Here is a 26,361-nt window from a genome sequence, read left to right as displayed (position 1 = left end):
AAAACGCGCGCGCCCAATAAGGGCGCGCGCTTGTACAACGGTGCGGCAGTGTATCAGTGCACGTCCTTCCAGTACTCGCGCTTGAGCAGGTAGGCGAACACGAAGAAGAACGCCAGATACAGCAGCACGTAGGTACCGATACGCTGGCTCTCCAGCTTGACCGGGTTGGCCGAATAGGCGAGGAAGGTCACCAGGTTCTGAACCTTCTCGTCGAATTCGGCCTCGGTCAGCTTGCCGGTCTTCGGCAGCACGGTCAGTTGGTCACAGGCCTCGTGGGTCAGTGGCGCGCCGGTCAGAGGGTCGAACTGCTTCTTGCCCTCCTCGACGACCTGCACCTGCTTGCAACCGATGACCTGGCGGCCTTGCAGGCTGACCAGGACGTTAGGCATACCGACGTTCGGGAAGACCTTGTTGTTAACGCCCCACGGACGAGCAGGATCTTCGTAGAAGGCACGCAGGTAGCTGTACAGCCAGTCGGTGCCGCGAACACGGGCAACCAGGGTCAGGTCCGGCGGAGCCGCGCCAAACCAGTTCTTGGCATCCTCGGGCTGCATGCCGATCTTCATGTGGTCGCCGATCTTGGCGCCAGTGAAGACCAGATTCTCCATCATCAGCTCTTCAGGAATGCCCAGGTCCTTGGCTACACGCTCGTAGCGCTGGAACTTGGCACTGTGGCAGCCCATGCAGTAGTTCGCGAAAGTGCGCGCACCATCCTGCATGGCGGCCTTGTCGGTCAAGTCAATATCGACCTTGTCCAGGTGCACATCATGACCACCGGCGGCAAAGCAGAGGGCCGGCAGCGCAGCGAGAACAAATGCAGCAAATAGCTTTTTCATCAGCCTGTTACCCTTTCCGGTACCGGTTTGGTTTTTTCCATCCTTGTGTAGAACGGCATCAGGATGAAGTACGCGAAGTACAGGATGGTGCACACCTGGGACAGCAGGGTGCGACCAGGGGTCGGCGCCAGTACACCCAGAACGCCCAAGATTACGAAGGAGATGCAGAAGACCACCAGCCAGATGCGGCTCAGCCAACCCTTGTAACGCATGGACTTAACCGGGCTGCGATCCAGCCACGGCAGCACGAACAGGATGGCAATGGCAGCCCCCATGGCGATTACGCCCATGAGCTTGTCCGGTACCGCACGCAGGATCGCGTAGAACGGGGTGAAGTACCAAACGGGCGCAATGTGCTCAGGGGTCTTGAACGGGTTGGCCTGCTCGAAGTTCGGCTTCTCCAGGAAGTAACCACCCATTTCCGGGAAGAAGAACACCACGAAGCAGAACACGAAGAGGAAGACCACCACGCCGACGATGTCTTTCACGGAGTAGTAGGGGTGGAACGCAATGCCATCCAGCGGAACGCCGTTCTCGTCCTTCTTCTTCTTGATGTCCACGCCGTCCGGGTTGTTCGAGCCCACTTCATGGAGCGCGAGGATGTGCAGCACAACCAGGCCGAGCAGAACGATCGGCAGGGCGATCACATGCAGGGCGAAGAAGCGGTTCAGGGTGATACCGGAAATCAGGTAGTCGCCACGGATCCACTGGGTCAGGTCGTCTCCCACCACCGGAATCGCACCGAACAGGGAGATGATCACCTGGGCACCCCAGTAGGACATCTGTCCCCAGGGCAGCAGGTAGCCCATGAAGGCCTCGGCCATCAGGGCAAGGTAGATCAGCATGCCGAAGATCCACACCAGCTCACGCGGCTTCTGGTAGGAGCCGTAGAGCAGGCCGCGGAACATATGCAGGTAGACCACGATGAAGAATGCCGAAGCACCCGTGGAGTGCAGGTAGCGGATAATCCAGCCGTACTCCACGTCGCGCATGATGTACTCGACGGACGCGAAGGCCTCTTCGGCGGACGGCGTGAAGCTCATGGTCAGCCAGATACCGGTCAGAATCTGGTTGACCAGCACCAGCAGTGCCAGCGAACCGAAGAAGTAGAAGAAGTTGAAGTTCTTCGGAGCGTAGTACTTGCTCAGATGGTCTTCCCACATCTTGGTCGCGGGGAAGCGCGCATCGACCCATTCCATGAATTTGCTCATCAGGCCTTCTCCTGGTCCACACCGACGACGATGACGTCATCCGACTCGTACGAGTACGGCGGTACCGGCAGGTTCAGCGGCGCGGGCTGCGCCTTGTAGACACGACCGGCAAGGTCGTAGCGAGAACCGTGGCAGGGGCAGAAATAGCCACCAACCCACTCAGCCCCCAAGTCCGCCGGAGCGACCTCCGGGCGGAAGGAAGGCGAGCAGCCCAGGTGGGTGCAGATACCGACCAGCACCAGGATTTCCGGTTTGATCGAGCGGCTGACTGGATCCACGTAGGTGGGCTGCACCGAAGCCTTGGACTCCGGGTCGGCCATGCGGTCGTGGATCTTGCCCAGATTGGCAAGAATCTCCTCGGTACGACGCACGATGAACACCGGTTGACCGCGCCATTCGGCAACGATCTGCTGGCCGGCCTCGACCTTGCCTATGTTCACTTTGACCGGTGCACCCGCGGCCTTGGCCTTGGCACTGGGCAGCCATGACCCCACGAACGGGACCGCAGCCCCCACCGCTCCCGCAGCGCCAACCACGGACGTGGCCGCTACGAGGAAGCGACGCCGGCCTGCATTCACGCCGTCATTGCTCATTCAGTCGTCTCCCATCAGCTTCTGTGGCCTGTTGTTCAGGCCTCTACTAAGTAAAAAATCGAGCCGCGCAAAAAATTCGCCAAATGGTAAAGAAAACCCCCTTTGCTGACAAGGTAATAGCCCGATACAAATAGGCCGGAAGCCTTGACTGGCGGGGGTTCGCGCATGCGACAAGCTGTCGCATGGCATAACTTTCCGCACATAAAAAAACGCCCAGCTCCGAAGAGACTGGGCGCTTTTTGCAAGCGTTGTATTAACGCTTGGAGTACTGCGGACGCTTACGCGCTTTACGCAGACCGACTTTCTTACGTTCAACTTCGCGAGCGTCACGAGTGACGTAGCCGGCCTTACGCAGCGGGCTGCGCAGGGTTTCGTCGTACTCGATCAGGGCGCGGGTGATGCCGTGACGGATGGCACCAGCCTGACCGCTTACACCACCGCCAACGACGGTGACGTAGATGTCGAACTTCTCGACGGTCTCGGTCAGCTCGAGCGGCTGACGCACGACCATGCGAGCGGTTTCGCGGCCGAAGAAGGTATCCAGGCTGCGGTTGTTGATGGAAATCTTGCCAGTACCCGGACGCAGGAAGACGCGAGCGGTAGCAGTCTTACGACGGCCGGTGCCGTAGTTTTGAGTCGCCGACATAATGAACTTATCCCGTTAAATCTTCAGTTCTTGGGGCTGCTGAGCGGTGTGCGGGTGAACAGAACCCTTGTACACCTTCAGCTTGCGATACATGTCGCGGCCCAGCGGGTTTTTCGGCAGCATGCCTTTTACCGCGGTCTCGATCACGCGCTCGGGAGCCTTGGCAATCAGCTTCTCGAAGTTGATTTCCTTGATGCCACCCGGGAAGCCGGAGTGCGAGTAGTACATCTTGTCGGTGGTCTTGGCACCGGTAACACGCACCTGCTCGGCATTAATCACGACGATGTAGTCGCCGGTATCAACGTGCGGGGTGTATTCCGGCTTGTGCTTGCCACGCAGACGGCTGGCAATTTCGGTGGCCAGACGACCCAGGGTCTGACCTGCAGCGTCGACGACGTACCAGTCGCGCTTAACAGTTTCCGGTTTTGCAGTAAAAGTCTTCATTCGCTATAGCCTCAGGGGCCGCCCTGAAAATAAGACGGCGGATCTTACTGAATAGTGCTCGCCCTGGCAATACAGGGCAGCCGGAAACAGACGCTATCGGGGGCTCGGGTCAGCGCGTCCGCCACGGCAAAGTGTTGTTCGGCGGGCTAGGCATCCCCACCTTCCTTCCTCGCAGGCTAGGCATCCCCGCGAAGAAAGCCGCGAAATTATGCCGATTGCAGGAAAAATTTCAACCTGATTTCATGCCTTCTTCATTCGAACCAAGGAAGCAGCGATGGAATACCGCCAACTCGGCCGCACCGACCTCAAGGTCAGCAGCCTTTGCCTGGGCACCATGACCTGGGGTGAGCAGAACACCGAGGCAGACGCTTTCGCCCAGATCGAGCGCGCCAAGGCCTACGGCATCAACTTCATGGATACGGCGGAGATGTACCCAGTGCCGCCGCGCGGGGAAACCTACGGCGCCACCGAGGCCATCATCGGCAACTGGTTCGCCAAACGCGGCGACCGCGCCGATTGGGTGCTGGCGAGCAAGGTGGCAGGGCCCGGCAACGGCATCAGCCACATCCGCGGCGGCAATCTCAAGCACAACCGCCAGCACATTACCGCGGCCCTGGACGCCAGCCTCAAGCGCCTCAAGACCGACTGGATCGACCTCTACCAATTGCACTGGCCAGAACGTAGTACCAATTTCTTCGGCCAATTGGGCTATCAGCACAAGGACGAGGATTTCACGCCTCTGCAGGAGACCCTCGAAGCGCTGGATGAGCAGGTCAAGGCCGGCAAGGTCCGCCACATTGGCCTGTCCAACGAAACACCCTGGGGCGCCATGAAGTTCCTCCAACTGGCGGAGCGACTGGGCCTGCCCCGCGCCGCTTCCATCCAGAACCCCTACAACCTGCTCAATCGCAGCTTCGAGGTGGGACTGGCCGAAGTCGCGCTCCGCGAAGATTGCGGCCTGCTCGCCTACTCACCCATGGCCTTCGGCATGCTCTCTGGCAAGTACGAGAATGGTGCCCGCCCGGCCAATGCGCGGATCACCCTGTTCAGCCGCTTCACCCGCTACACCAACCCGCAATCCCAATCGGCCTGCACACGCTACGTACAGTTGGCCCGGGAGCACGGACTGGACCCGGCGCAGATGGCCCTGGCCTTCGTCACGGCACAACCCTTCGTGACCAGCAACATCATCGGCGCCACCTCGCTGGAGCAGTTGGAGGCGAATCTGCGCAGCACCGAGCTGAAACTGACCGAGGGCGTGCTGGAAGGCATCGCCGCCATCCACAAGGACCAGCCGAACCCCGCCCCCTGAAACGCAGAAGCCCGGCAATCGCCGGGCTTCTAGCTTTCATCGTTTTCACACCAGGGAGCGCGCGATGATCTCCTTCATGATCTCGTTGGTGCCGGCATAGATCCGCTGCACTCGTGCATCGGCCCAGGCACGGGCTACCGCGTACTCCCACATGAAGCCGTAACCGCCATGCAACTGCACGCACTCGTCCAGCACCTTGCACTGCAGGTCGGTGCCCCAGTACTTGAGCATCGCCGCAGTAGGGACGTCCAGCTTGCCCTCAAGGTGCAGCTCGAGACAGCGGTCGATGAAGACGCGACCAATCTGAATTTCGGTAGCCATCTCGGCCAGCTTGAAGCGGGTGTTCTGGAACTCGGCGATGGATTTGCCGAAGGCCTTGCGCTCACGGGTGTAATCCAGGGTCCAGTTGAGTGCGGCTTCGGCTGACGCCAGTGCACCTACACCCACGGTCAGGCGCTCCTGGGGCAGCTCCTGCATCAGGTAGGCGAACCCCATGCCGGCCTGGCCCAGCAGGTTCTCCTTGGGCACGCGCACATCCTGGAAGAACAGCTCGGAAGTGTCCTGGGCCTTCATGCCCACCTTCTCCAGTCGCTTGCCCTTGGCGAAACCGGGAGTGCCCGCCTCGACGAGGAACAGGCTGGTGCCCTTGGCACCCGCCTTGGGGTCAGTCTTGGCCACCACGATCACCAGGTCGGCGAGGTAGCCATTGGTGATGAAGGTCTTGGAGCCGTTGATGACGTATTCATCGCCATCCAGCACTGCGGTGGTCTTCACGCCCTGCAGGTCGGAGCCGGCGCCGGGCTCGGTCATGGCAATGGCCGTCACCAGTTCGCCGCTGACCAGCTTGGGCAGGTATTTTTTCTTCTGCGCCTCGGAGCCGTAGTGAAGGATGTAGGGCGCGACGATATCGGAGTGCAGCGAAAAGCCGATTCCGGTCAGGCCCAGCCGACCGATTTCCTCGATCACCACCGCGCTGTAGAGGAAGTCGGCGCCCATGCCACCGTACTCCTCCGGAATGTGCGAACAGAGCATGCCGGCCTCGCCGGCCTTGTTCCACAGGGCACGATCGATATGCCCATCCTTCTCCCACTGAGAGTGATGGGGCACCGCCTCCTGCTCGAGAAACTTGCGCACGCTGTCGCGGAAGAGTTCGTGATCGGAGCTGAACACGGTTCTTGGGATCATGATTTCACCTTGAATCGGTATTTATGCCGTTTATTGGAGGACAGAGGCTGACGACTCTAGGCCAGCCCCCTCCATCACCGCACTGGACACTTAGGACAAAAAATAAGACGATCCAGCCGCAGAATGACCGTTTCCCCATCATAAGAACAACACCATGAGCACCATGCAGTCCCCAGACCTTCGGCAGGTCAGCATCCTGGCCATCGACGGCGTCTTCGCCTCCACCCTGATGCAGGCCAAGGACTTCTTCCACATGGCCAGCCTGCGATTCGGCAAGCTGCAAGGCAAGGGCCTCACCCCCGCCTTCCAGACTCGCCTGGTCAGCCCCGACGGCCAGCCCGTGGGCAGTTTCAGCGAAGTGAAAGTGCCAGTGGATGGTCCGCTGGACGACGCGGACATCATCATCCTCCCGACGTTCTGGGGGGACTTCGATGACCTGCTCAGCCGTTACCCGCAAATCTGCGACTGGCTGCGCGAGCGCCACGCCGCCGGCAGCGCCATCTGTGGAGAAGCCTACGGCGTATTCTGGATGGCCCAGGCCGGCCTGCTGGATGGCAAGGAAGCGACCACCTACTGGCGCTTCTTCGGCGAATTTGCCGAACGCTTCCCCAAGGTGCTTCTGAACCAGGACAAGCACCTCTCCGACGCCGACAACCTCTATTGCGCCGGCGGCGTCACCTCCGCCTGCGACCTGTACATCTACCTGATCGAACGCTTCTGCGGCGCCGGCATCGCCCAGGCAGTGGCCCGTGACATCCTCTACGAAGTCCAGCGCAGCTATACGCCCGGCCGCATCGGTTTTGGCGGGCAGAAGCTGCACCACGACATGACCATCCTGCAAATCCAACAATGGCTGGAAGAACATTTCGCCGACAAGTTCCGCTTCGAGGACGTGGCCCGCGACCATGGCATGAGCATCCGCAACTTCATGCGGCGCTTCCAGGCCGCCACCGGTGACAAGCCCCTGCACTACTTGCAGCGGCTACGCATTGAAACGGCCAAGGGGCTGCTCTCGGCGACGCGCAAGAGCATCAAGACCATCAGCTACGAAGTGGGCTACGACGACGCCAGCTTCTTCGCCCGGTTGTTTCGCCAGCACACCCAGCTCTCACCGAATCAGTACCGGCGCCAGTACCAGCAGAAAGGCGAGTAGAACGACATTTTCATGGGGGTGGCGATGCCATCCCAAGGATGGGTTGGCCGCCGCTACCGCGGCCCTATGATCGGTCCATGCCCGAACGGGACGCCCGCACCCGCGCCAGTCGGCGCGGGAGGACAAACAACAAGAAAAGGTCCATCGCCATGCGCCGTTACCTGCTTGCCCTGCTGGCCGCCTGCAGCCTCACCGCTGCGGCGGATGACAACTGGAAACCCTTCCCCCATGACCAGGCCGCCTACGACTACTCCGGTGACAAGCTGCGCGAAGCCTGGCCGCGCCTGACCCGGGGTTTTGGCACGAACTATCCCTTCCCGGACGCCGACTGGGTGGTGACCATGGCCACACGATATCCCAAAGCCCTGGAGCTGACGGTGGCGGGCAAGACCGGCTTCGCCGGCACGCCGGAGGAAGCCGAGGCGTACGCGACCAGGCTGCAGGATGTCTGGCGCCTGATGTTCCGAGGCGACTTCGCCGCGGCCAAGAAGCAGGGACTGGCCCTGGGCGTCGGCGGCCAGGTGCCCGCCATGTTCGCCCAGGTGGTCTACGCGCTTTTCCTGGTACCGGACCAGGCGGAAAAGCACCGTCTGCTGGAAGAGGTGATCCGCTACACCGATGACGCCGGCGATCTGGTCAAGGCCGACGTGGTGGCCCAGTTCGGTCGCGCCTACGCCAAGGCCCGCCTGGGTGAAGAACTGCCCGTGCCGGTGGTGCTCAAGCGCGGTTACACCAGCCAGATCCCCGAGGAACTGGACGCATTGCTGGAGAAGCAGCCGCAGCAACCCTTCGCCCTCGCCCTCTACGGCGGCTACGAAGCCGGGGTGATCCGCAAGGTGGGCAAGCTGGTGGGCAAGATGACCTACGGGGTCAGCTCGGACAAGATGGAGGCGTACTTCGCCCGCTCCTTCAAGGCCGCCGACGATCTGCCCATCGGCCACTACGAGTATGCCAATGCACTGGAGTACGTGTACGGCGACGACGAGGACGCCAAGGTCCTGGAGCACCTGAGGAGGGCGGTGGCAATCACGCCGATCAATGCCATGGAAGCCCTGGAAGTGGCCCACGCCCGGAGGCTGCTGGAGCAGCGGGAACGGAAGGTGGCGCAGAACTGATCAGGCTGGAGGCTCTTCCGCCTTTGCAGGGCGGCGCTGAGCCTGCGAAGCCCAACGAACGAGGTATCCGGTGCAACGTTGGGCCTCGCTTCGCGAGGCACCAACCTATGGCCACGCCGTATCCCATCGTCCAGCCTTCAGCCCTTAGCCCCTCTTGCCGGCTATTCGCCTTTAGGGCTTGTGCGGACGCGACAGGAATTCATGGGACTGCATTTCCAGCAAGCGGCTGAGGGTGCGCTGGAACTCGAAGTTCAGCCGGCCACCGGAATACAGATCCTTCAACTCCACCTCGGCGGAGATGATCAGCTTCACGTTGCGGTCGTAGAACTCGTCCACCAGGTTGATGAATCGCCGCGCCATGTCGTCCTTGGCCACGCCCATCTGCTCGACATTCGCGAGGATCACAGCGTGGAAGATCTTGCCCAGCTCGATGTAGTCGTTCTGGCTGCGTGGACCGTCGCAGAGTTCGCGGAACTCGAACCAGGCGACGTCTTCGCAGACGCGCACCGCGCGGATTTCGCGATTTTCGATCATCAGGACTTCGTTCTCCTGGGCCATGGTGCAATCCGGCAGCAGGCTCTTGAAGCTGCGGCTCAGGCTGGCCTCGGCTTCGGCGTCCAGGGGGAAATGGAACAGCTCGGCCTGCTCCAGGGCACGCAGGCGATAGTCCACGCCGCTGTCGACGTTGACGATGTCGGTGTGCTCCTTGAGCAGCGCGATGGCCGGCAGGAAGCGCGCACGCTGCAGGCCGTCCTTGTAAAGGCCGTCGGGCACGATGTTGGACGTCGCCACCAGGCTCACGCCGTTCTTGAACAGCTCCTCCAGCAGCGTGGCCAGGATCATGGCGTCGGTGATGTCCGACACAAAGAACTCATCGAAGCAGATCACCCGCGCCTCGTCGGCGAAACGCTTGCCGATGATGGTCAGCGGATTCTTCTCGCCCCTGAGGGTCTTCATTTCCTCGTGGACGCGCTTCATGAAGCGGTGGAAGTGGGTACGCATCTTCTGCTTGAACGGCAGCGCGTCGTAGAAGGTATCCACCAGGTAGGTCTTGCCGCGACCTACGCCACCCCAGAAATACAGGCCCTTCACCGGGCCCTGGCGCTTCTTGCCGAACAGGCTGCCCAGAAGGCCGGGTTTGCTGCGGTCGTCGGCAATCAGGTCGTCATACAGCCGCTGCAAGTGGCGAACAGCGGTTTCCTGCGCGGCATCGTGAAAGAAATCCGGCCGCTTGAGATCGGCCTGGTAGCGCTCGAGGGGGGTCATGATCGGTAGCAAGGCAACGAAAAACGGGGCAGGTACTTTAGAGCCTGCCCCGTGGATTGGCAATTGGCCGGCAACGCCGACCGCTGGAAGTGCTGTTACTCCTGCGGCGCGAGGGCCGCGTACAGGCGCTCGATGGCCGTATCGCGGGCCGCCGAGTCAGCGAATGACGGACTGGCGGCGACTTGCTCGCCGTCCAGCCAGATGCCGAACCCTTCGCCGTCTACCCGCAGGTCCAGCTCATCACCCGATTGCAGGCGCTTGCTGATCTGGCCTGCCGCCTTGCCGTCGGCAAATGAACGGGACAGCAGCAGCTGCTCGCCGTCGGCAGCCAACAGGCGGAAGCGGAAGCTGCCGTCTTCGTCGCGGAAGCTGACGAAACGGGCGTTCTTGGCAACCTTCTTCGCCTTGGCGTCGCCACCCGTCTGCACACGGGCGCGGAAAGAGCGCAGACCGACGGCCTCGCGCAGCTCGCCGAGGAACGGCGTGGCGATCTTGCGCGCCTTGGCGGCACCGGCGAACAGGATGTCCTCCAGGTCGGCCGGGCGCTCGATCAGCGCATGGTAGCGCTCGCGGGCCTCGCCCAGTTCGTTGTCGAGCAATTGGAACAGGCGCTGCTTGGCCTCGCCCCAGGCCAGGCCGCCCAGCAGCTCGGCGCGGAATTCGGCGAGCTGCGCCGGGGTGGCGAAGGCCTGGAAGAGCGTGAACAGGTGAGAGTTGTCCGGGTCCTTCGGCTCGCCCGGGGCACGGGAGTCGGTAACGATGCGCGCAATGGCGTCCTTCAGTTGCTTGGCGCTACCGAACAACGGAATGGTGTTGTCGTAGCTCTTGGACATCTTGCGACCGTCCAGGCCGGGCAGGGTCGCCACTTCTTCCTCGATCACGGCTTCCGGCAAGGTGAAGTATTCGCGCCCGGCGCCGAACAGGTGATTGAAGCGCTGACCGATGTCGCGGGCCATCTCCACGTGCTGGATCTGGTCGCGACCGACCGGCACCTTGTGGGCGTTGAACATCAGGATGTCCGCGGCCATCAGCACCGGGTAGCTGTACAAGCCCATGGTAACGCCGGCGTCCGGGTCTTCGCCGGCTTCCAGGTTCTTGTCCACCGAGGCCTTGTAGGCGTGGGCACGATTGAGCAGCCCCTTGGCGCTGACGCAGGTGAGCAGCCAGGTGAGCTCAGGGATCTCGGGGATGTCGGACTGACGGTAGAAAGTCGCCCTGTCGGTATCCAGGCCGCAGGCCAGCCAGGTGGCGGCGATTTCCAGGCGCGAACGCTGGATGCGGGCCGGGTCGTCGCACTTGATCAGGGCATGGTAGTCGGCCAGGAAGTAGAAGGAGTCGACGTCATTGGCGCGGCTGGCGATGATCGCCGGGCGGATGGCACCGGCATAGTTGCCAAGGTGCGGCGTGCCGGTGGTAGTGATGCCGGTGAGGATACGAGTGGTCATGGTATTCGCTTGTCGGACTTTCGTTCGGAATCAGAGACGCGGCAGAACCAGGTCCTTGAGATCGGTCAGCTTGCCGTGGAAGAAGTGCCCGCATTCTGCCACTTTCAGCAGCTCATGGGGACGCGCCAGGCCGGCGGACCAGTCGTATACCGCTTGAGGCGGTACGACTTCGTCGGCGTCAGGCTGGATCACGGTGAGCGCCCCGCCTTCGGGCAGTGGGTACTCGGCGGTCATGCGCATCACCGCCGGCGCCACCATGAACAGGCGGGGCACGGCGACGCCTTGGCGCTCCAGGCGACCGGCCAGGCTGGCCGCCACGAAACCACCGAAGGAAAAACCGAACAAGGTCAGCGGAAGCTCCGGGCGCTGCGCACGGAACCACTGGGCCGCGGCTTCGGCATCGTCCACTTCTCCGCCTCCCATGTCATGATTGCCGGCGCTGGCGCCAACACCGCGGTAGTTGAAACGCAGGGTGCTGTAGCCGGCATCGCGCGCAGTGCGCTGCAAGGTGGAAACCACCTTGTTGAGCATCGTGCCGCCCTGCACCGGATTGGGGTGGCAGATCAGCGCCAGGCCCTTGGCTTCGGGCAGGTCGAGATGCAGCGCTTCGAGTTGGCCACAGGGGCCATCGAGCAAAAGTGGGTTTTCGCGGATCAGCAAGGGAAACTCCGTGACCTCGTGACGGGTCGACTCGTCTTGGATTAGCACAACAGGGCTTGTGTCGCGGTATACAGCGCGGATTCGAGCCGTTAACGTAAAGCAAAGCCGTTTATAGAGGAAGGACTCGTGGAACAGTCGCTCACCGTCTGGTTGTTACCAGCCTTCGCCCTGCTCGCCGGTATCGGCATCGGATTCCTGATTGCCCGCTTGGTACCCAACGCCGCGCCGAACCGGACGCAGCGCCAGCTGGATGACCTGCAGGAACGCTTCGATACCTACCAGAGCGAGGTGGTCACCCACTTCAACACCACCGCCAGCCTGGTGAAAAAGCTCACTCAGAGCTACCAGGAGGTTCAGGAGCACCTGTCCGAGGGCGCCAGCCGCCTGGCCCTGGACGAGCTGACCCGCCAACGCCTGCTGGCCGCCCTGCACGCTGACGAAGCCGCGAGCCCGCGCGAACGCCTGACCCCGCCGAAAAGCAACGAGGCGCCCAAGGACTATGCACCGAAGGTCCCGGATACCCCCGGCACCCTGGACGAGACCTTCGGCCTGAAAGGCAAGTACTGATTCCACCCACCCGACCGCCTATGCGGTCGGGTGGAATTGGAAACCAACAAAAAGCCCCGCGGATCGCGGGGCTTTTTGTTGGGCGGCGCCTTAGATGGCGCCGCGCTGCCGGAGCAGATCGATAACCTGCCTCACGCCCTCTTCCACCTCGGTAGACTGGGTATCGATCACCAGATCGGCATCCAGCGGCACGTCATAGGGGAAAGACTCACCCGGGATGTTGTCCTGGCCAGCGGCATAGAGACCTTGCGGGTCACGCGCGCGGCAGGCCAGCGGCGAAGCCTGGACGTAGACGGTGATCAAACGGTCGGCTCCGATCAGCGCCTTGGCCTGTTCGCGCCCCTCGGCATCGGGGGCGACGAACGCAGCCAGGGTCAGCAGACCGGCTTCGTTGAACTGACGTGCGACGTGGGCGGCGCGGCGCCAGTTCTCAGTGCGACCGGTGCGATCCTGCGGCAGCCCCTTGTTCAGGTCGTGGCGCAGGTTCTGGCCATCCAGCACGTAGACAGCACGACCCATGTCGAACAGTTTGCGTTCCACGGCGTAGGCCAGGGTGCTCTTGCCAGCGCCGGACAGGCCACTGAACAACACTGTGGCCGGTTGCTGGCCGAAGCGAGCGGCGCGCTCTTCGCGGGACACGTGAGCCTGCTTGCCATGGTGCCCATCGACGTTACGCCCTGCCTGCGGGTCGGCGATGATCATGCCGGCGCCCACGGTGCCATTGGTCAGGCGGTCAATGACGATGAAGGCACCGGTAGTGCGATTCTGCTCGTAGCCATCGAGTGCGATAGGGGCGTCCAGGCTGACCTTGACCTTGGCGATCTCGTTCAGTTGCAGGCTGCTGGCAGCGGTTTCCTCCAGGGTGTTCACATCCACCTTGTGGGTGATGCTCGGAACGGAGCCCGGCACGTAGCTGGTCGCGCGCTTGATGTCGTACTTCTTGCCCGGGAGCATCGGCTCCTCGGCCATCCACACGAGCATGGCGTCGAAGCTGTCAGTCACCACCGGACGGTTGTCGGCATGCACCAGCATATCGCCGCGAGAAACGTCGATCTCGTCTTCCAGGGTCAGGGTAATGGCCTGGCCCGGACCGGCCTGCTCCAGCTCACCCTCGTACGTGACGATGGATTTGATCCGACTGCCCTTGCCGGACGGCAGGGCCACTACGTCGTCGCCCTTGCGCACGATCCCGCTGGCCAGGGTGCCGGCGAAACCACGGAAATTGAGGTTCGGACGGTTCACGTACTGCACCGGGAAGCGCATGTCGGAGACATTGCGGTCGCCGGCGATCTCCACGGATTCGAGTATTTCCATCAGCGACTGGCCGGTGTACCAGGGCGAACGCTCGCTCTTGTTGACCACGTTGTCGCCCTTCAGCGCCGACATCGGCACGAAGTGGATCGAGGCGGGAGCGAGCTTGATGCGCTCGGCGAACTGCAGGTAGTCGGCCTTGATCGCCTCGAAGACGCCCTGGTCGAAGTCTTTCAGGTCCATCTTGTTGACCGCGACGACGATGTGCTTGATCCCCAGCAGCGACGCGATGTAACTGTGGCGGCGGGTCTGGGTCTGCACGCCGTAGCGGGCATCGACGAGGATGATCGCCAGGTCGCAGGTCGACGCACCGGTAGCCATGTTGCGGGTGTACTGCTCATGGCCGGGCGTGTCGGCGATGATGAACTTGCGCTTGGCGGTGCTGAAATAGCGATACGCCACATCGATGGTGATGCCCTGTTCGCGCTCGGCCTGCAGACCGTCCACCAGCAGCGCCAGGTCGACGTCGTCACCAGTGGTGCCGACTTTCTTAGAATCACGGGTGATGGCTTCCAGATGATCTTCGTAGATCATCTTGGAGTCGTGCAGCAGGCGACCAATCAGGGTGCTCTTGCCGTCGTCGACGTTGCCGCAGGTGAGGAAGCGCAGGAGTTCCTTGCGCTCGTGCTGGGCCAGGTAGGCGAGGATGTCCTGGCTGATCAGATCGGATTGGTGGCTCATGGTGCGGAATCCTTAGAAATAGCCCTGACGTTTCTTCTCTTCCATCGAACCGGCCTGATCATGGTCGATTACGCGGCCCTGGCGTTCGGAAGTACGGGTCAGGAGCATTTCCTGGATGATTTCCGGCAGGGTGGTCGCCGTGGACTCCACCGCGCCAGTGAGCGGGTAGCAGCCCAGGGTACGGAACCGCACCATGCGCTTCTCGATACGCGCCTTCTCCTCATCGGAGAGGTGCTCCAGGATGCGCTCGTCGTCGATCATGATCAGCGTGCCGTTCTTCTCGATGACTTCGCGCTCGGCGGCGAAGTACAGCGGGACGATCGGGATCTGTTCCAGATAGATGTATTGCCAGATATCCAGCTCGGTCCAGTTGGAGAGCGGGAAGACGCGGATGGACTCGCCCTTCTTCACCTTGCCGTTGTAGACGTTCCACAACTCGGGACGCTGGTTCTTCGGGTCCCAGCGATGCTTGCTGTCGCGGAAGGAGTAGACACGCTCCTTGGCGCGAGACTTCTCCTCGTCACGGCGGGCGCCGCCGAAGGCCGCATCGAAACCGTACTTGTCGAGTGCCTGCTTGAGACCTTCGGTCTTCATCACGTCAGTGTGCTTCGCGCTGCCATGGGTGAAGGGATTGATGCCCTGGGCGACGCCTTCCGGGTTGACGTGGGTGATCAGTTCCAGGCCCATCTCGGCGACCATCTTGTCGCGAAAGCTGTACATCTCCTGGAATTTCCACCGGGTGTCGACATGCATGACGGGGAAAGGCAGCTTGCCGGGGAAGAACGCCTTGCGCGCCAGGTGCAGCATGACGGCGGAGTCTTTACCGATGGAATAGAGCATCACCGGGTTGTCGAATTCGGCGGCCACTTCACGAATGATGTGGATGCTCTCCGCCTCCAGCTGTTTCAGGTGCGTCAGTTTATCGAGCATGGCTACTCACGAAGTTCTTTCTGATACGACGGCCGGCGGGCCGTGGGCGAGCGGGCACTCTAACACAGCCCCTCCCTTCTATTGAGGGGCTTGTTTAGAACGAAACAGTCTAGAGATATGCCGGCCGGGTTGATGCTGCCCGGCCCGGTTTCATACGGGGTTCGGGCAATCGATGAACAGGTGTTCCAGTGCGAAGCGCCGCGCCAGGTAATCGCCCAGCGCCTGCACCCCATAACGCTCGGTGGCGTGGTGGCCGGCGGCGATGAAGCTGATGCCATTCTCCCGCGCGCTGTGGAATGTCTGCTCCGATGCTTCGCCAGTCAGGTACAGGTCGACGCCCGCGGCAATGGCGGTATCGATGTAGCCCTGCCCACCGCCGGTGCACCAGCCGATGCGACTGATCATCCGCTCACCCTCCACCAGCAGCGGCTCACGGCCGAGCACTTCGCGCACGCGGCGGGCGAAATCGGCGGCGGTCATCGGTTCGACGAGGGAGCCCACCAGGCCGACGGTGCGGGGATTGTCCGGCTCCAGAGGGCCTTCGACGATGATGTCCAACTGACGTGCGAGCTGGACGTTGTTGCCCACCTCGGGATGCAGGTCCAACGGCAGATGGTAGGCCAGCAGGCTGACGTCGTTGGCCAGCAAGGTCTTCAGGCGGCGCTGTTTCATGCCCACCACGCAGGGATTTTCGCCTTTCCAGAAGTAGCCGTGGTGTACCAGCACCACGTCCGCCTCGGCCTCCACGGCGGCATCCAGCAGCGCCTGGCTGGCGGTGACGCCAGTGACGATCCGACTGACGTGGGGACGGCCCTCGACCTGCAGGCCGTTGGGGCAGTAATCCTGGATGCGCGAGGCGTTCAGGTAACGCTCCGCTTCCTCCACCAGGGTGTTCAGGGCGATGGCCATGGCATTCCTCACAAGCTGTTGCGGACGGCTCGTTTTTAACAGACGCCCTCGTATAATGGCGCCACCTTAAGGGGCCCCCTCGCCCCTCGCAACCCTCAGGATTCTCCCTCGATGCTCAAGGCGCTGCGATTTATCGGCTGGCCTCTGACGGTCGGCGTGCTCGTTGCACTGCTGATCATCCAGCAATACCCGGAATGGGTCGGCCTGCCCCACCAGGAAGTGCATCTGCAGGAAGCGCCCAAGTTCAATTTCACCCGCCGCGGACCTGACTCCTATGCCGATGCGGTCACCAGCGCGTCTCCTGCCGTGGCCAACCTCTATACCACCAAGATGGTCAGCAAACCGGCCCACCCGCTGTTCGAAGACCCGCAGTTCCGCCGTTTCTTCGGCGACAACCTGCCGCGCCAGCGGCGCATGGAATCCAGCCTGGGTTCGGCGGTGATCATGAGTCCGGAAGGCTACCTGCTGACCAACAACCACGTGACTGCCGGCGCCGACCAGATAGTGGTAGCCCTCAAGGATGGCCGCGAGACCCTGGCGCGCTTGGTGGGCAGCGACCCGGAAACCGACCTGGCGGTGCTGAAGATCGACCTCAAGGACCTGCCCTCCATCACCCTCGGACGCTCGGACAACATCCGCATCGGCGACGTCTCCCTGGCCATCGGCAACCCCTTTGGTGTCGGCCAGACCGTGACCATGGGCATCATCAGCGCCACCGGCCGCAACCAGCTGGGCCTGAACACGTACGAAGACTTCATCCAGACCGATGCTGCGATCAACCCGGGGAACTCCGGAGGCGCCCTGGTGGACGCCAACGGCAACCTGATCGGCATCAACACCGCGATCTTCTCCAAGTCCGGCGGCTCTCAGGGCATCGGCTTTGCCATCCCGGTCAAGCTGGCGCTGGAAGTGATGAAGGCGATCATCGAACACGGCTCGGTGATCCGCGGCTGGCTCGGCATCGAGGTGCAGCCGCTGACCCCGGAACTGGCCGAATCCTTCGGCCTGGAAGGCCGCCCCGGCATCGTGGTCGCTGGCATCTATCGCGACAGTCCGGCCCAGCGCGCGGCCCTGCAGCCCGGCGACATCATTCTCAGCATCGATGGCGAGCCGGCAGGCGACGGTCGCCGCTCGATGAACCAGGTGGCCCGCACCCGCCCCGGCGAGAAAGTCAGCATCCAGGTGATGCGCAACGGTCAGGAACTGGAGCTGGCCGCGGAAGTCGGCGTTCGCCCGCCCCCCAACAGCAACGGCGGTAACTGATCGACAGCAGCGGCGCCTTCGGGCGCCGTTTTCCTGTCCGGCGTCGCGCAAAAGTGTGGTCATGGACTGGACAGGAACAATTCTCATCTCTCAAAATGTTATGTTATTACATCTAGAGAGACAATTTGATGCCATCCCGCCACCTGGCCCCCATCACCGGGCTGCTGCTGAGCCTTCTCGGTGAAGCAGCCGCCGCCGAAGCCGACCATCCTCTGGAGCTGGAGGACATTCGAATCGACAGCAGTCTCCAGGAAAACGCCGACAGCCCGGTACAAGGCTATCGCGCGACACGCTCGGCCAGTGCCACACGCACCGATACCGATATCCGCGACATTCCCCAGGCCATCAGCGTGGTCCCAGCCCAGGTGCTCGAGGACCTGGACGCCACCCGCATCGATCGCGCGCTGGACTTCGCCGGCGGAGTATCGCGACAGAACAACTTCGGCGGGCTGACATTCCTTTCCTACAGCATTCGCGGCTTCACCACCGGCGAGCTGTACAAGAACGGCTTCGCCGTCAATCGCGGTAGCTACAGCTCGCCCGACGCCTCCGGCATCGAGCGCATCGAAGTCCTCAAGGGGCCTGCCGCCAGTCTCTATGGCCGTGGCGATCCGGGGGGCACTGTGAACATCGTCACCAAGAAGCCCCAGGCCGACGCCTTCACCCATTTCAAGGCCAGCGCGGGGAGCTGGGACCGCTATCGCGCCACCCTGGATGTCAACTCGCCCCTGGACGACCAGGCGCAGGTGCTTTCCCGCATCAACCTGGCCACCGAGGACAATGGCAGCTTCCGCGATCATGTCGGCAGCCAGCGCCTGGTGGTCAGTCCCTCCCTGAGCTGGCAGTTGACCTCCGATACGCGCCTGCTCCTGGAATCCGAGTTCGTGCAGCACGACGCGGTGTTCGACCGCGGCATTCCGGCGGTGAATGGCGAGTTGGGTTCGGTGAAACGCTCTACCTTCCTCGGCGAGCCCAACGACGGCGATATCCGCAACCGCAACCAGATGCTCCAGGCCAGCCTGGAGCAGCAGCTCAACGACAGCTGGAAGTTGCGCCTGGCCAACCACTATGCCCAGGGCCACCTGCACGGCGACTCCTCGGAAACCTCGCGCCTGATCGGTACCGAGGTGAGCCGCTTCCATCGCCAGCGCGACTTCGAGTGGAACGACAGCATCAGCCAGCTGGAGTTGCATGGGGCGTTCGAAACCGGCGCCTGGCTGCACCAGCCCCTCGTCGGCGTCGAGTACGAGAACTACCGCAACAGCCAGAAATATCCGCAGAGCCGGACCTCACTGGATTATGGGCTGGACATCTACAACCCGGTGTATGGCCAGCCGAAACCACCTCTGGTCAATCCCAACGACTTCTTCGAGCAGGTGGAAAGCCACGCCCTCAACCTGCAGGACCAGATCGATTTCGGTGGTGGGTGGAAAGGTCTCCTCGGTGCGCGCTTCGAACATTTCGAACAGTCCGCGCTGAACCGCGCCACCGGTGTCCGCGATTCGCAGAGCAAGGACGCCATCACCCTGCGCACCGGACTGCTATACCAACTGAGCCCCGAAATCGGCCTGTTCGCCAACGCTGCCACGTCGTCCAAACCCAACACCATCGGCAGCCGGGGGACGGTATTCGAGCCGGAGGAAGGGCTCGGCAAGGAAGCGGGTCTCAGGCTCGACATGCTGGACGGACGCCTGGGCGCGACGATCGCCCTTTTCCACATCGACAAGGAGAACGTGCTCACAGCCGACCCGAACGCGCCGGGCGAGAGCATCGCCGCCGGGCGCGCGCGCAGCCAGGGCCTGGACCTTCAGGTCAGCGGCCAACTGAGCACCGCCCTGCGCATCATCGGCGCCTACGCCTACATCGATGCCGAGGTCACCAAAGACAACACCCTGCCCGAAGGCAGCCGCTTGCTGGGTATTCCGGAACACAGCGGCAGTCTCATGGCGGTCTATGAATTCCAGGATGGCCGCCTGCGGGGCTCCGACCTCGGCGCGGCGTTCAACTACGTCGGCGACCGTTCCGGCCAGGCCGGCAGCCAGTTCGAACTGCCCGCCTACGCCACCCTCGACCTGCTCGCCCACTACAAGACCAGCGAGCAGGTGACCCTCGGGCTGAACGTCAACAACCTCTTCGATCGCAAATATTACGAGCGCTCGTACAACAGCGTCTGGGTCATGCCGGGCGAGCCGCGCAACCTCAACCTCAGCTTCACCCTCAACCTCTGAAAGGAACCTTCATGGGACTGGATAAACGTTTCCTCATCACCCCCTTCCTCGCCGTTTTCACGATCGGCCAGGCCCAGGCCCACGGCCTCTGGACGGAGCAGCGCCGCGGCAACATCGAGGTGATCTACGGCCACGGAGCCGAGGATGACGCCTTCAAGGCGGAGAAAGTCAGCGGTGCCTGGGCCTTCGACGGCCAGGGTCGGATGGTGCCGGTGACCGTGGAGCGCCTGTCGGACCACGCTCGGCTCAAACCGCTGAACGTCCCGGCTACCCTGGCGGTGGCCCTGGACAACGGCCCCTGGTCGCAGACCGCCGATCAGCGGTGGATCAACCGGGGACAGCGGCAAGTGCCCGGCGCCATCGCTTCCATCCATACCTGGAAGTACAGCCTGGCCTACTACCAGGCCGGCGCCCAGCAGCCGGACCTCAAGCGCATTCGCCTGGCGATTGTACCGGAGGTCGATCCGCTCGCCGTCGGGCCGGGCAAGCCACTGCCGGTCCGGGTGCTGCTGGATGGCAAGCCGGCCGCAGGCATCGAACTGATCGGCGACTATCGCAGCGAACCCGACGCGGTGAGCGCGAAGACCGATGCGCAGGGCAGAGCCACGGTAGTGGTGCGCAACGCCGGTCTGAACATAGTCGCGGCGCAGGTCACACTGGATACACCGAACGACCCTGACGTGAAGCAGCAAGGCCTGTTCAGTTCGCTGACCTTTCTGGGTACTCCGCACCACGAGTGAGGCAAGAAAAAAGCCGAGGCGGACTCCCGCGCTCGGCTTCTGTCAGCTGCCGGCAAACCCTCAGAGTGCCTTCAGCGCCGCCAGCAATGCCAGGTTCTGCTCCGGCGCACCAATGGTGATGCGAAGGAACTGAGCAATCCGCTCCTGCTTGAAGTGGCGAACGATCACACCCTGCTCGCGCAGGCCCGCAGCAATGCCAGCGGCGTCCTTCTGCGGATGGCGGGCGAAGACGAAGTTGGCCGCCGAGGGCAGCACTTCGAAGCCCAGCTTGCCCAGCTCGGCCACCAGTTGGTCACGGCTGTCGATCACCCGACGGCAGGTTTCCTCGAAATACGCCCGATCCTCGAAGGCTACGGCTGCACCGACGATGGCCATGCGATCCAGCGGATAGGAGTTGAAGCTGTTCTTGATCCGCTCCAGCGCCTCGATCAGATCCGGGTGCCCAACCGCTAGGCCCACACGCAGCCCCGCCAGGGAACGCGACTTGGACAGGGTCTGGGTCACCAACAGGTTCGGGTAGCGATCCACCAGACTGATGGCTGTTTCGCCGCCGAAGTCGATATAGGCCTCATCCACCACCACCACCGAATCCGGATTGGTCTGGAGCAGGCGCTCGATAGCCTCCAGGGCCAGCAGGCAACCGGTGGGTGCATTGGGGTTGGGGAAGATGATGCCGCCATTGGGGCGCGCGTAGTCTTCGACACGGATCTGGAATTGTTCGTCCAGCGGCAGCGCCTCGAAGGGAATGCCGTACAGGCCACAGTAGACCGGATAGAAGCTGTAGGTGACATCCGGGAACAGCAGCGGCTTGCCGTGCTGGAACAGGCCGTGGAAGGCGTGGGCCAGCACCTCGTCCGAGCCATTGCCGACGAATACCTGGCTCGGCTGCACGCCGTAGTAGTCGGCCACCGCCTGCTTGAGGCGATCGCTGTTCGGGTCTGGATAGAGGCGCAGGTTGTCGCCGACTTCCGCCTGCATGGCCGCCACCGCCTTGGGCGAGGGGCCGTAGGGGTTCTCGTTGGTGTTCAGTTTCACCAGCTTGGCCAGCTTGGGCTGCTCGCCCGGTACGTAGGGCACCAGGTCCTTGACGAAGGGACTCCAGAATTTGCTCATTTTCACTCCCCCTTGATTCGGAACTCGGCGCTACGGGCGTGGGCGGTCAGCGACTCGCCACGGGCCAGGACGGACGCGGTCCGGCCCAGTTCGGACGCGCCATCGGCCGAACAGAAGATGATCGAGGAACGCTTCTGGAAGTCGTACACGCCCAGCGGCGACGAGAAGCGCGCAGTGCCGGAGGTCGGCAGCACGTGGTTCGGCCCGGCGCAGTAGTCGCCCAGGGCTTCGGCTGTGTAGCGGCCCATGAAGATGGCGCCGGCGTGACGAATCTGCGGCAGCCAGGCCTGCGGATCTGCCACCGACAGCTCCAAGTGCTCGGGGGCGATACGGTTGGCCACCTCGCATGCCTGGGCCTGGTCGGCGACCAGGATCAGCGCGCCACGATTCTGCAGAGACGTCCGGATGATCTCGGCGCGCTCCATGGTCGGCAGCAGCTTCGCGATGCTGGCGGCCACCTTGTCGAGGAACTCGGCATCGGGGCTGACCAGGATGGATTGGGCGTCCTCGTCGTGCTCGGCCTGGGAGAACAGGTCCATGGCGATCCAGTCCGGATCGGTACCGCCGTCGCAGACCACAAGGATTTCCGAAGGACCGGCAATCATGTCGATGCCCACCTGGCCGAACACGTGACGCTTCGCGGTGGCGACGTAGATGTTGCCCGGACCGACGATCTTGTCCACCTGAGGCACGCTTTCGGTGCCATAGGCCAGCGCGGCCACGGCCTGGGCGCCACCGATGGTGAACACACGGTCCACGCCGGCCACACAGGCGGCGGCCAGGACGATCTCATTGATCTCGCCACGAGGCGTCGGCACCACCATCACCACTTCGGCGACCCCAGCGACCTTGGCCGGAATCGCGTTCATCAGCACGGACGAGGGATAGGAGGCCTTGCCACCCGGCACATAGAGACCGGCGCGATCCAGCGGAGTGACCTGCTGACCCAGCACGGTGCCGTCGGCCTCGGTGTAGGTCCAGGAGTCCTGCTTCTGCTTCTCGTGGTAGCTGCGCACCCGGGCGGCGGCAGTTTCCAGGGCCTTGCGCTGCTCGGCCGTGATGCGGGTCAGGGCCAGTTCCAGGCGCTCGCGCGGCAGGATCAGCTCGGCCATGGAGGTGGCCTGCACACCGTCGAAGCGCTGGGTGAATTCCACCACCGCAGCGTCACCACGCTCACGCACGGCCCGGATGATATCGAGAACCCGCTGGTTGACCGCGTCGTCCGACACGCTTTCCCAGCTCAGCAGATGATCCAGATGTCGCGCGAAATCCGGATCAGCGGCATTGAGTCGGCGGATGGCGATTGGATCAGTCATAGCGGGCCTCTTGAATGGCAAATGCTCGGGCGCCGCTAGAGTAGCAAGCCCACCGTGCGGGCACCCGAGAATAGTGGCTATGACACGGATAGGCGCGTGCGGCACAAGGCCGCACAAGGTGTCAGCTTTGGTGTCGGGACTCGACGGCGCCGCGCAGCACGTCGATCAACGCCTGGATACGCGCGTGCTGCATCTTCATCGACGCCTTGTTGACGATCAGCCGGGAACTGATGTGAGCGATCAGCTCCTGGGGCTCCAGGCCGTTGGCGCGCAAGGTGTTGCCGGTGTCGACGACGTCGATGATCTTGTCGGCCAGACCGACCAGCGGCGCCAGCTCCATGGAGCCGTAGAGCTTGATCACGTCGACCTGGCGGCCCTGCTCGGCGTAGTAGCGCTTGGCGACATTGACGAACTTGGTGGCCACGCGCAGGCGGCCCTTGGGCTCCGGTGCTCCGACCGCGCCGGCAGTCATCAGCTTGCAGCGGGCGATTCTAAGATCCAGTGGCTCGTACAGGCCCTGGCCACCGTATTCCATCAGCACGTCCTTGCCGGCCACGCCGAGGTCGGCGGCGCCATGCTCGACATAGGTCGGCACGTCGGTGGCACGCACGATGAGCAGGCGCACATCCTCCTGGGTAGTGGGGATGATCAGCTTGCGGCTCTTGTCCGGATTCTCGGTCGGCACGATACCTGCCTCCGCGAGCAGCGGCAGGGTGTCGTCGAGGATGCGGCCCTTGGACAGCGCGATGGTGAGCATGAAACAGGATTTCCTTGGCTACGGCCCTATCGGGCCTGTTGCACGGTCACGCCCTGCCGCCCGGTTGGCCGGCAGGGCAGACGACCTAGCCCGGTACGCGACGGATCTTGGCGCCGAGCAACTGCAGTTTTTCTTCGATGCACTCGTAACCACGGTCGATGTGGTAGATGCGGTCGATCAGGGTATCGCCCTCGGCCACCAGGCCGGCGATCACCAGACTGGCGGACGCCCGCAAGTCGGTGGCCATTACCGGTGCGCCCTTGAGCTTCGGCACGCCGGTGACGATGGCGGTGTTGCCTTCGACCAGGATCTGCGCGCCCATGCGGTTCATCTCGTAGACGTGCATGAAGCGATTCTCGAACACGGTTTCGATCACCGCACCGGTGCCTTCGGCCACCGCGTTCATGGAGATGAACTGGGCCTGCATGTCGGTCGGGAACGCCGGATACGGAGCGGTACGCACATTGACCGCCTTCGGGCGGTTGCCCTTCATGTCCAGCTCGATCCAGTTGTTGCCGGTGTTGATCTGCGCACCCGCCTCTTCCAGCTTCTGCAGCACGGCTTCGAGGATGGTCGGATCGGTGTCCTTGAGCTTGACGCGACCACCGGTGGCGGCGGCCGCCACCAGGTAGGTGCCGGTCTCGATACGGTCGGGCATCACACTGTAGCGTGCGCCACCGAGGCGCTTGACGCCGTCGATGGTAATGGTGTCGGTACCGGCACCCTGGATCTGCGCGCCCATGGCATTCAAGCAATTGGCCAGGTCGACCACTTCCGGCTCGCGGGCGGCGTTCTGCAGCACGGTGCGACCATTGGCCAGGGCCGCGGCCATCATGATGTTTTCGGTACCGGTCACGCTGACGGTATCGAAGAAGAAGTTGGCGCCGCGCAGGCCGCCGGCCGGAGCACGTGCCTTGATGTAACCACCTTCGACATCGATCTTCGCCCCCATGGCCTCAAGACCGCGAATGTGCAGGTCCACCGGGCGCGAGCCAATGGCGCAGCCGCCAGGCAGGGCCACTTCGGCCTCGCCGAAACGAGCGACCATCGGCCCCAGGACCAGGATGGAGGCACGCATGGTCTTCACCAGCTCGTAGGGCGCAACCAGGGTCTTGATGCTGCTGGCGTCGACTTCGACCGCCAGCTTCTCGTCGATCACCGGCTGCACGCCCATGCGGCCGAAGAGCTCGATCATGGTGGTGATGTCGTGCAGGTGAGGCAGGTTCGCCACAGTGACCGGGGTATCGGCCAGCAGGGTGGCCGCCAGGATCGGTAGCGCGGAGTTCTTGGCGCCGGAAATGCGAATCTCGCCATCAAGGCGTTGACCGCCGGTAATAATCAGTTTGTCCATAGCTCTCTCAGAAGCTGGCTCAGGAACGCTCGGCCCAGGCGGCCCGGCTGAAGAATTTCATGGTGACGGCATGGATGCTGCCATCGGCGATCCAGGCGTTCAGATGCGCATATACCTGTTGCTGACGCTTCACCGGACTCAGGCCGGCCAGCTCATCGCTGATCAGGTTCAACTGGAAGTTGCAGCCTTCCCCTTCAACTTCCACCTGGATACCTGGCAGTTTCGCCTCCAGGAGGCTTTTCACTTCTACGGCCTGCATGCTCAACCTCAATCGGCGCCCAACGCGCGCGGGTCGGCCATGATACAAAAAAGCCCCCCGCCTGCGAACCCCGCGCGCGCGGGGCCTGACGGGGGGCCGTCTGGCCGGCTCAGGCCACTGTGGGCAGCAGCTCGGTCAATCCGGATACCTCGGCGATCTGCCGCATGTCCTCGGGCATTCCACGCACCGTCAGCGCCTTGCCGGCGGCCCCGGCATCGCGCATGAACGCCAGCAGCAGGGCGAGGCCGACACTGCTGGTCTTTTCCACTGCGGAGCAATCCAGCACCAACTCCTTGCCAGCGAACTCGCGGATCATTTGCCCGCCCGCCTCGCGCAACTGGGGACCAGTGCTATGGTCAAGGACCCCGACCAGATGCAACTCGCCGGGAGCGGCCTGTTCCAGACGGGCCTCGCTCATTGGCCGCCCGCCTGCTTGGCTTGATCGGAATCCTTGGCCTTGGCGACCACGTCCGCCCAGCCATTGATGGTTTTGTCGAGGTCGTTGCCGTTGCGTTGCATGGTGTCGGCGAACTGATCGCGGAACAGCTTGCCGACGTTGATGCCGTTGATGATCACGTTGCGCAGCATCCATTGGCCGTTGCGGTTCACCATGGTGTAGGAAACCGGGTACACAGTGCCCTTGCTGTCCTTGACTTCCATACCGACGCTGGTGCGCTCGGGGTCTTCCTTCTTGGCGGGCAGCACTCGAATTTCCTGGTTGTCGTACTCCAACAGGGCGTTGCCGTAGAACTGGAACAGGCTGCGCTTGAAGTTCTCCGTAAAGCGACTCATCTGTTCGGGCGTGGCGTTGCGCGAGTACTTCACGGTCATGATGCTGCGGGAAATGCCATCGGCATCCACAACCGGCCCCAGGATTCGGTCCAGAGTGGAATAGAACGCATGGGGATCGCTGCGATACTGCTGCTTGTTGGCCTTCAGTTCGGCCAGCAGTTCGTCGGTGGTCTTCTGGACCACATCGTGCGCGCTGGGCGCTGCGGTGGCCAGCAGAGGCAGGGCTGCCAGCAGGACCAGCAGGCCATTTCTCAGGGCTTTGATCATCTCTCGAATCC

General features: G+C 62.9%; 26 protein-coding genes. 7 read left to right on the top strand and 19 right to left on the bottom strand.

Features of this window, described 5'->3' with window-relative positions; translation table 11 throughout:
* Nucleotides 1-53: 53 nt before the first annotated feature.
* From PJW05_RS06220 to rplM, 5 genes are all read right to left on the bottom strand, one after another.
* On the bottom strand, nt 54-836 hold the full coding sequence (locus PJW05_RS06220; RefSeq protein ID WP_271410852.1) for a cytochrome c1: 783 nt from the start codon (nt 834-836) through the stop codon (nt 54-56).
* On the bottom strand, nt 836-2,047 hold the full coding sequence (locus PJW05_RS06215; protein ID WP_271410851.1) for a cytochrome b: 1,212 nt from the start codon (nt 2,045-2,047) through the stop codon (nt 836-838). Before PJW05_RS06215 ends, PJW05_RS06220 begins: the two co-directional genes overlap by 1 nt.
* On the bottom strand, nt 2,047-2,640 hold the full coding sequence (petA, locus tag PJW05_RS06210; protein WP_271410850.1) for a ubiquinol-cytochrome c reductase iron-sulfur subunit: 594 nt from the start codon (nt 2,638-2,640) through the stop codon (nt 2,047-2,049). The genes PJW05_RS06215 and petA overlap by 1 nt, the downstream gene beginning before the upstream one ends.
* A gap of 253 nt (nt 2,641-2,893) precedes the next feature.
* Entirely contained in the window at nt 2,894-3,286 is a 393-nt protein-coding gene (rpsI, locus tag PJW05_RS06205) for a 30S ribosomal protein S9 (protein ID WP_003448478.1), read from the bottom strand.
* 15 nt (nt 3,287-3,301) lie between these two features.
* On the bottom strand, nt 3,302-3,730 hold the full coding sequence (rplM, locus tag PJW05_RS06200; RefSeq protein WP_003448479.1) for a 50S ribosomal protein L13: 429 nt from the start codon (nt 3,728-3,730) through the stop codon (nt 3,302-3,304).
* 274 nt (nt 3,731-4,004) lie between these two features.
* On the opposite strand from rplM, the gene PJW05_RS06195 reads away from it, so the two are divergent.
* On the top strand, nt 4,005-5,042 hold the full coding sequence (locus tag PJW05_RS06195; protein ID WP_271410849.1) for an NADP(H)-dependent aldo-keto reductase: 1,038 nt from the start codon (nt 4,005-4,007) through the stop codon (nt 5,040-5,042).
* A gap of 45 nt (nt 5,043-5,087) precedes the next feature.
* On the opposite strand, the gene PJW05_RS06190 is transcribed toward PJW05_RS06195, so the two are convergent.
* Nucleotides 5,088-6,227 carry an acyl-CoA dehydrogenase family protein gene (locus PJW05_RS06190; RefSeq protein ID WP_271410848.1) on the bottom strand — a complete coding sequence of 380 codons (1,140 nt, stop codon included), beginning with the start codon at nt 6,225-6,227 and terminating at the stop codon, nt 5,088-5,090.
* Nucleotides 6,228-6,480: 253 nt separating this feature from the next.
* On the opposite strand from PJW05_RS06190, the gene PJW05_RS06185 reads away from it, so the two are divergent.
* Nucleotides 6,481-7,380, top strand: a complete 900-nt coding sequence (locus PJW05_RS06185) for a GlxA family transcriptional regulator (RefSeq protein ID WP_271412179.1) — start codon at nt 6,481-6,483, stop codon at nt 7,378-7,380.
* A gap of 149 nt (nt 7,381-7,529) precedes the next feature.
* On the top strand, nt 7,530-8,495 hold the full coding sequence (locus PJW05_RS06180; protein ID WP_271410847.1) for a hypothetical protein: 966 nt from the start codon (nt 7,530-7,532) through the stop codon (nt 8,493-8,495).
* A gap of 171 nt (nt 8,496-8,666) precedes the next feature.
* Here PJW05_RS06180 and zapE read toward each other — a convergent pair whose 3' ends face one another.
* The 3 genes from zapE to PJW05_RS06165 form a co-directional block, all read right to left on the bottom strand.
* Nucleotides 8,667-9,761, bottom strand: coding sequence for a cell division protein ZapE (gene zapE / locus PJW05_RS06175; RefSeq protein WP_271410846.1), 1,095 nt, complete (start codon nt 9,759-9,761; stop codon nt 8,667-8,669).
* Nucleotides 9,762-9,856: 95 nt separating this feature from the next.
* Nucleotides 9,857-11,206 carry a tryptophan--tRNA ligase gene (locus tag PJW05_RS06170; RefSeq protein ID WP_271410845.1) on the bottom strand — a complete coding sequence of 450 codons (1,350 nt, stop codon included), beginning with the start codon at nt 11,204-11,206 and terminating at the stop codon, nt 9,857-9,859.
* A 30-nt stretch (nt 11,207-11,236) separates the two neighbouring features.
* Nucleotides 11,237-11,866 (bottom strand): alpha/beta hydrolase, encoded by a 630-nt coding sequence (locus PJW05_RS06165; RefSeq protein WP_271410844.1) that lies wholly within the window; start codon nt 11,864-11,866, stop codon nt 11,237-11,239.
* Between the two features lie 126 nt (nt 11,867-11,992).
* Between PJW05_RS06165 and PJW05_RS06160 the strand changes: the two genes are divergently transcribed.
* Nucleotides 11,993-12,433 carry a YhcB family protein gene (locus tag PJW05_RS06160; RefSeq protein ID WP_271410843.1) on the top strand — a complete coding sequence of 147 codons (441 nt, stop codon included), beginning with the start codon at nt 11,993-11,995 and terminating at the stop codon, nt 12,431-12,433.
* A gap of 90 nt (nt 12,434-12,523) precedes the next feature.
* Here the strand turns inward: PJW05_RS06160 and cysN are convergent, their stop codons facing one another.
* The 3 genes from cysN to PJW05_RS06145 form a co-directional block, all read right to left on the bottom strand.
* The gene (gene cysN / locus PJW05_RS06155) at nt 12,524-14,425 is read right to left on the bottom strand and encodes a sulfate adenylyltransferase subunit CysN (RefSeq protein WP_271410842.1); all 1,902 of its coding nucleotides are present in this window, start codon (nt 14,423-14,425) and stop codon (nt 12,524-12,526) included.
* A 12-nt stretch (nt 14,426-14,437) separates the two neighbouring features.
* The gene (gene cysD / locus PJW05_RS06150; protein WP_271410841.1) at nt 14,438-15,355 is read right to left on the bottom strand and encodes a sulfate adenylyltransferase subunit CysD; all 918 of its coding nucleotides are present in this window, start codon (nt 15,353-15,355) and stop codon (nt 14,438-14,440) included.
* Nucleotides 15,356-15,505: 150 nt separating this feature from the next.
* Nucleotides 15,506-16,264: a Nif3-like dinuclear metal center hexameric protein gene (locus tag PJW05_RS06145; RefSeq protein WP_271410840.1), complete on the bottom strand. Its 759-nt coding sequence runs from the start codon at nt 16,262-16,264 to the stop codon at nt 15,506-15,508.
* A 111-nt stretch (nt 16,265-16,375) separates the two neighbouring features.
* Between PJW05_RS06145 and algW the strand changes: the two genes are divergently transcribed.
* From algW to PJW05_RS06130, 3 genes are all read left to right on the top strand, one after another.
* Nucleotides 16,376-17,527, top strand: a complete 1,152-nt coding sequence (algW, locus tag PJW05_RS06140; protein ID WP_271410839.1) for a Do family serine endopeptidase AlgW — start codon at nt 16,376-16,378, stop codon at nt 17,525-17,527.
* Nucleotides 17,528-17,655: 128 nt separating this feature from the next.
* On the top strand, nt 17,656-19,755 hold the full coding sequence (locus PJW05_RS06135) for a TonB-dependent siderophore receptor (RefSeq protein WP_271410838.1): 2,100 nt from the start codon (nt 17,656-17,658) through the stop codon (nt 19,753-19,755).
* Between the two features lie 11 nt (nt 19,756-19,766).
* Nucleotides 19,767-20,495, top strand: a complete 729-nt coding sequence (locus PJW05_RS06130; RefSeq protein WP_271410837.1) for a DUF4198 domain-containing protein — start codon at nt 19,767-19,769, stop codon at nt 20,493-20,495.
* A 60-nt stretch (nt 20,496-20,555) separates the two neighbouring features.
* Here PJW05_RS06130 and hisC read toward each other — a convergent pair whose 3' ends face one another.
* From hisC to PJW05_RS06095, 7 genes are all read right to left on the bottom strand, one after another.
* A complete protein-coding gene (gene hisC, locus PJW05_RS06125; protein ID WP_271410836.1) occupies nt 20,556-21,608 on the bottom strand; it encodes a histidinol-phosphate transaminase in 1,053 nt (350 codons plus the stop codon).
* A 2-nt stretch (nt 21,609-21,610) separates the two neighbouring features.
* A complete protein-coding gene (gene hisD, locus PJW05_RS06120) occupies nt 21,611-22,924 on the bottom strand; it encodes a histidinol dehydrogenase (RefSeq protein WP_271410835.1) in 1,314 nt (437 codons plus the stop codon).
* Nucleotides 22,925-23,045: 121 nt separating this feature from the next.
* A complete protein-coding gene (gene hisG / locus PJW05_RS06115; RefSeq protein ID WP_271410834.1) occupies nt 23,046-23,681 on the bottom strand; it encodes an ATP phosphoribosyltransferase in 636 nt (211 codons plus the stop codon).
* Nucleotides 23,682-23,766: 85 nt separating this feature from the next.
* Nucleotides 23,767-25,032 (bottom strand): UDP-N-acetylglucosamine 1-carboxyvinyltransferase, encoded by a 1,266-nt coding sequence (gene murA, locus PJW05_RS06110; RefSeq protein ID WP_271410833.1) that lies wholly within the window; start codon nt 25,030-25,032, stop codon nt 23,767-23,769.
* Between the two features lie 19 nt (nt 25,033-25,051).
* Complete coding sequence (locus PJW05_RS06105) at nt 25,052-25,291, bottom strand: BolA family protein (protein ID WP_271410832.1); 240 nt, start codon at nt 25,289-25,291, stop codon at nt 25,052-25,054.
* A 109-nt stretch (nt 25,292-25,400) separates the two neighbouring features.
* The gene (locus tag PJW05_RS06100) at nt 25,401-25,709 is read right to left on the bottom strand and encodes an STAS domain-containing protein (RefSeq protein WP_271410831.1); all 309 of its coding nucleotides are present in this window, start codon (nt 25,707-25,709) and stop codon (nt 25,401-25,403) included.
* Nucleotides 25,706-26,350: an MlaC/ttg2D family ABC transporter substrate-binding protein gene (locus PJW05_RS06095; RefSeq protein WP_271410830.1), complete on the bottom strand. Its 645-nt coding sequence runs from the start codon at nt 26,348-26,350 to the stop codon at nt 25,706-25,708. Before PJW05_RS06095 ends, PJW05_RS06100 begins: the two co-directional genes overlap by 4 nt.
* Between the last annotated feature and the right edge of the window lie 11 nt (nt 26,351-26,361).

The sequence above is a fragment of the Pseudomonas sp. Q1-7 genome (assembly GCF_028010285.1).
GTDB lineage: Bacteria > Pseudomonadota > Gammaproteobacteria > Pseudomonadales > Pseudomonadaceae > Metapseudomonas.
The sequence above is the reverse complement of the archived record's forward strand: the minus strand, read 5'-3'. Positions and strand labels throughout refer to the sequence as shown.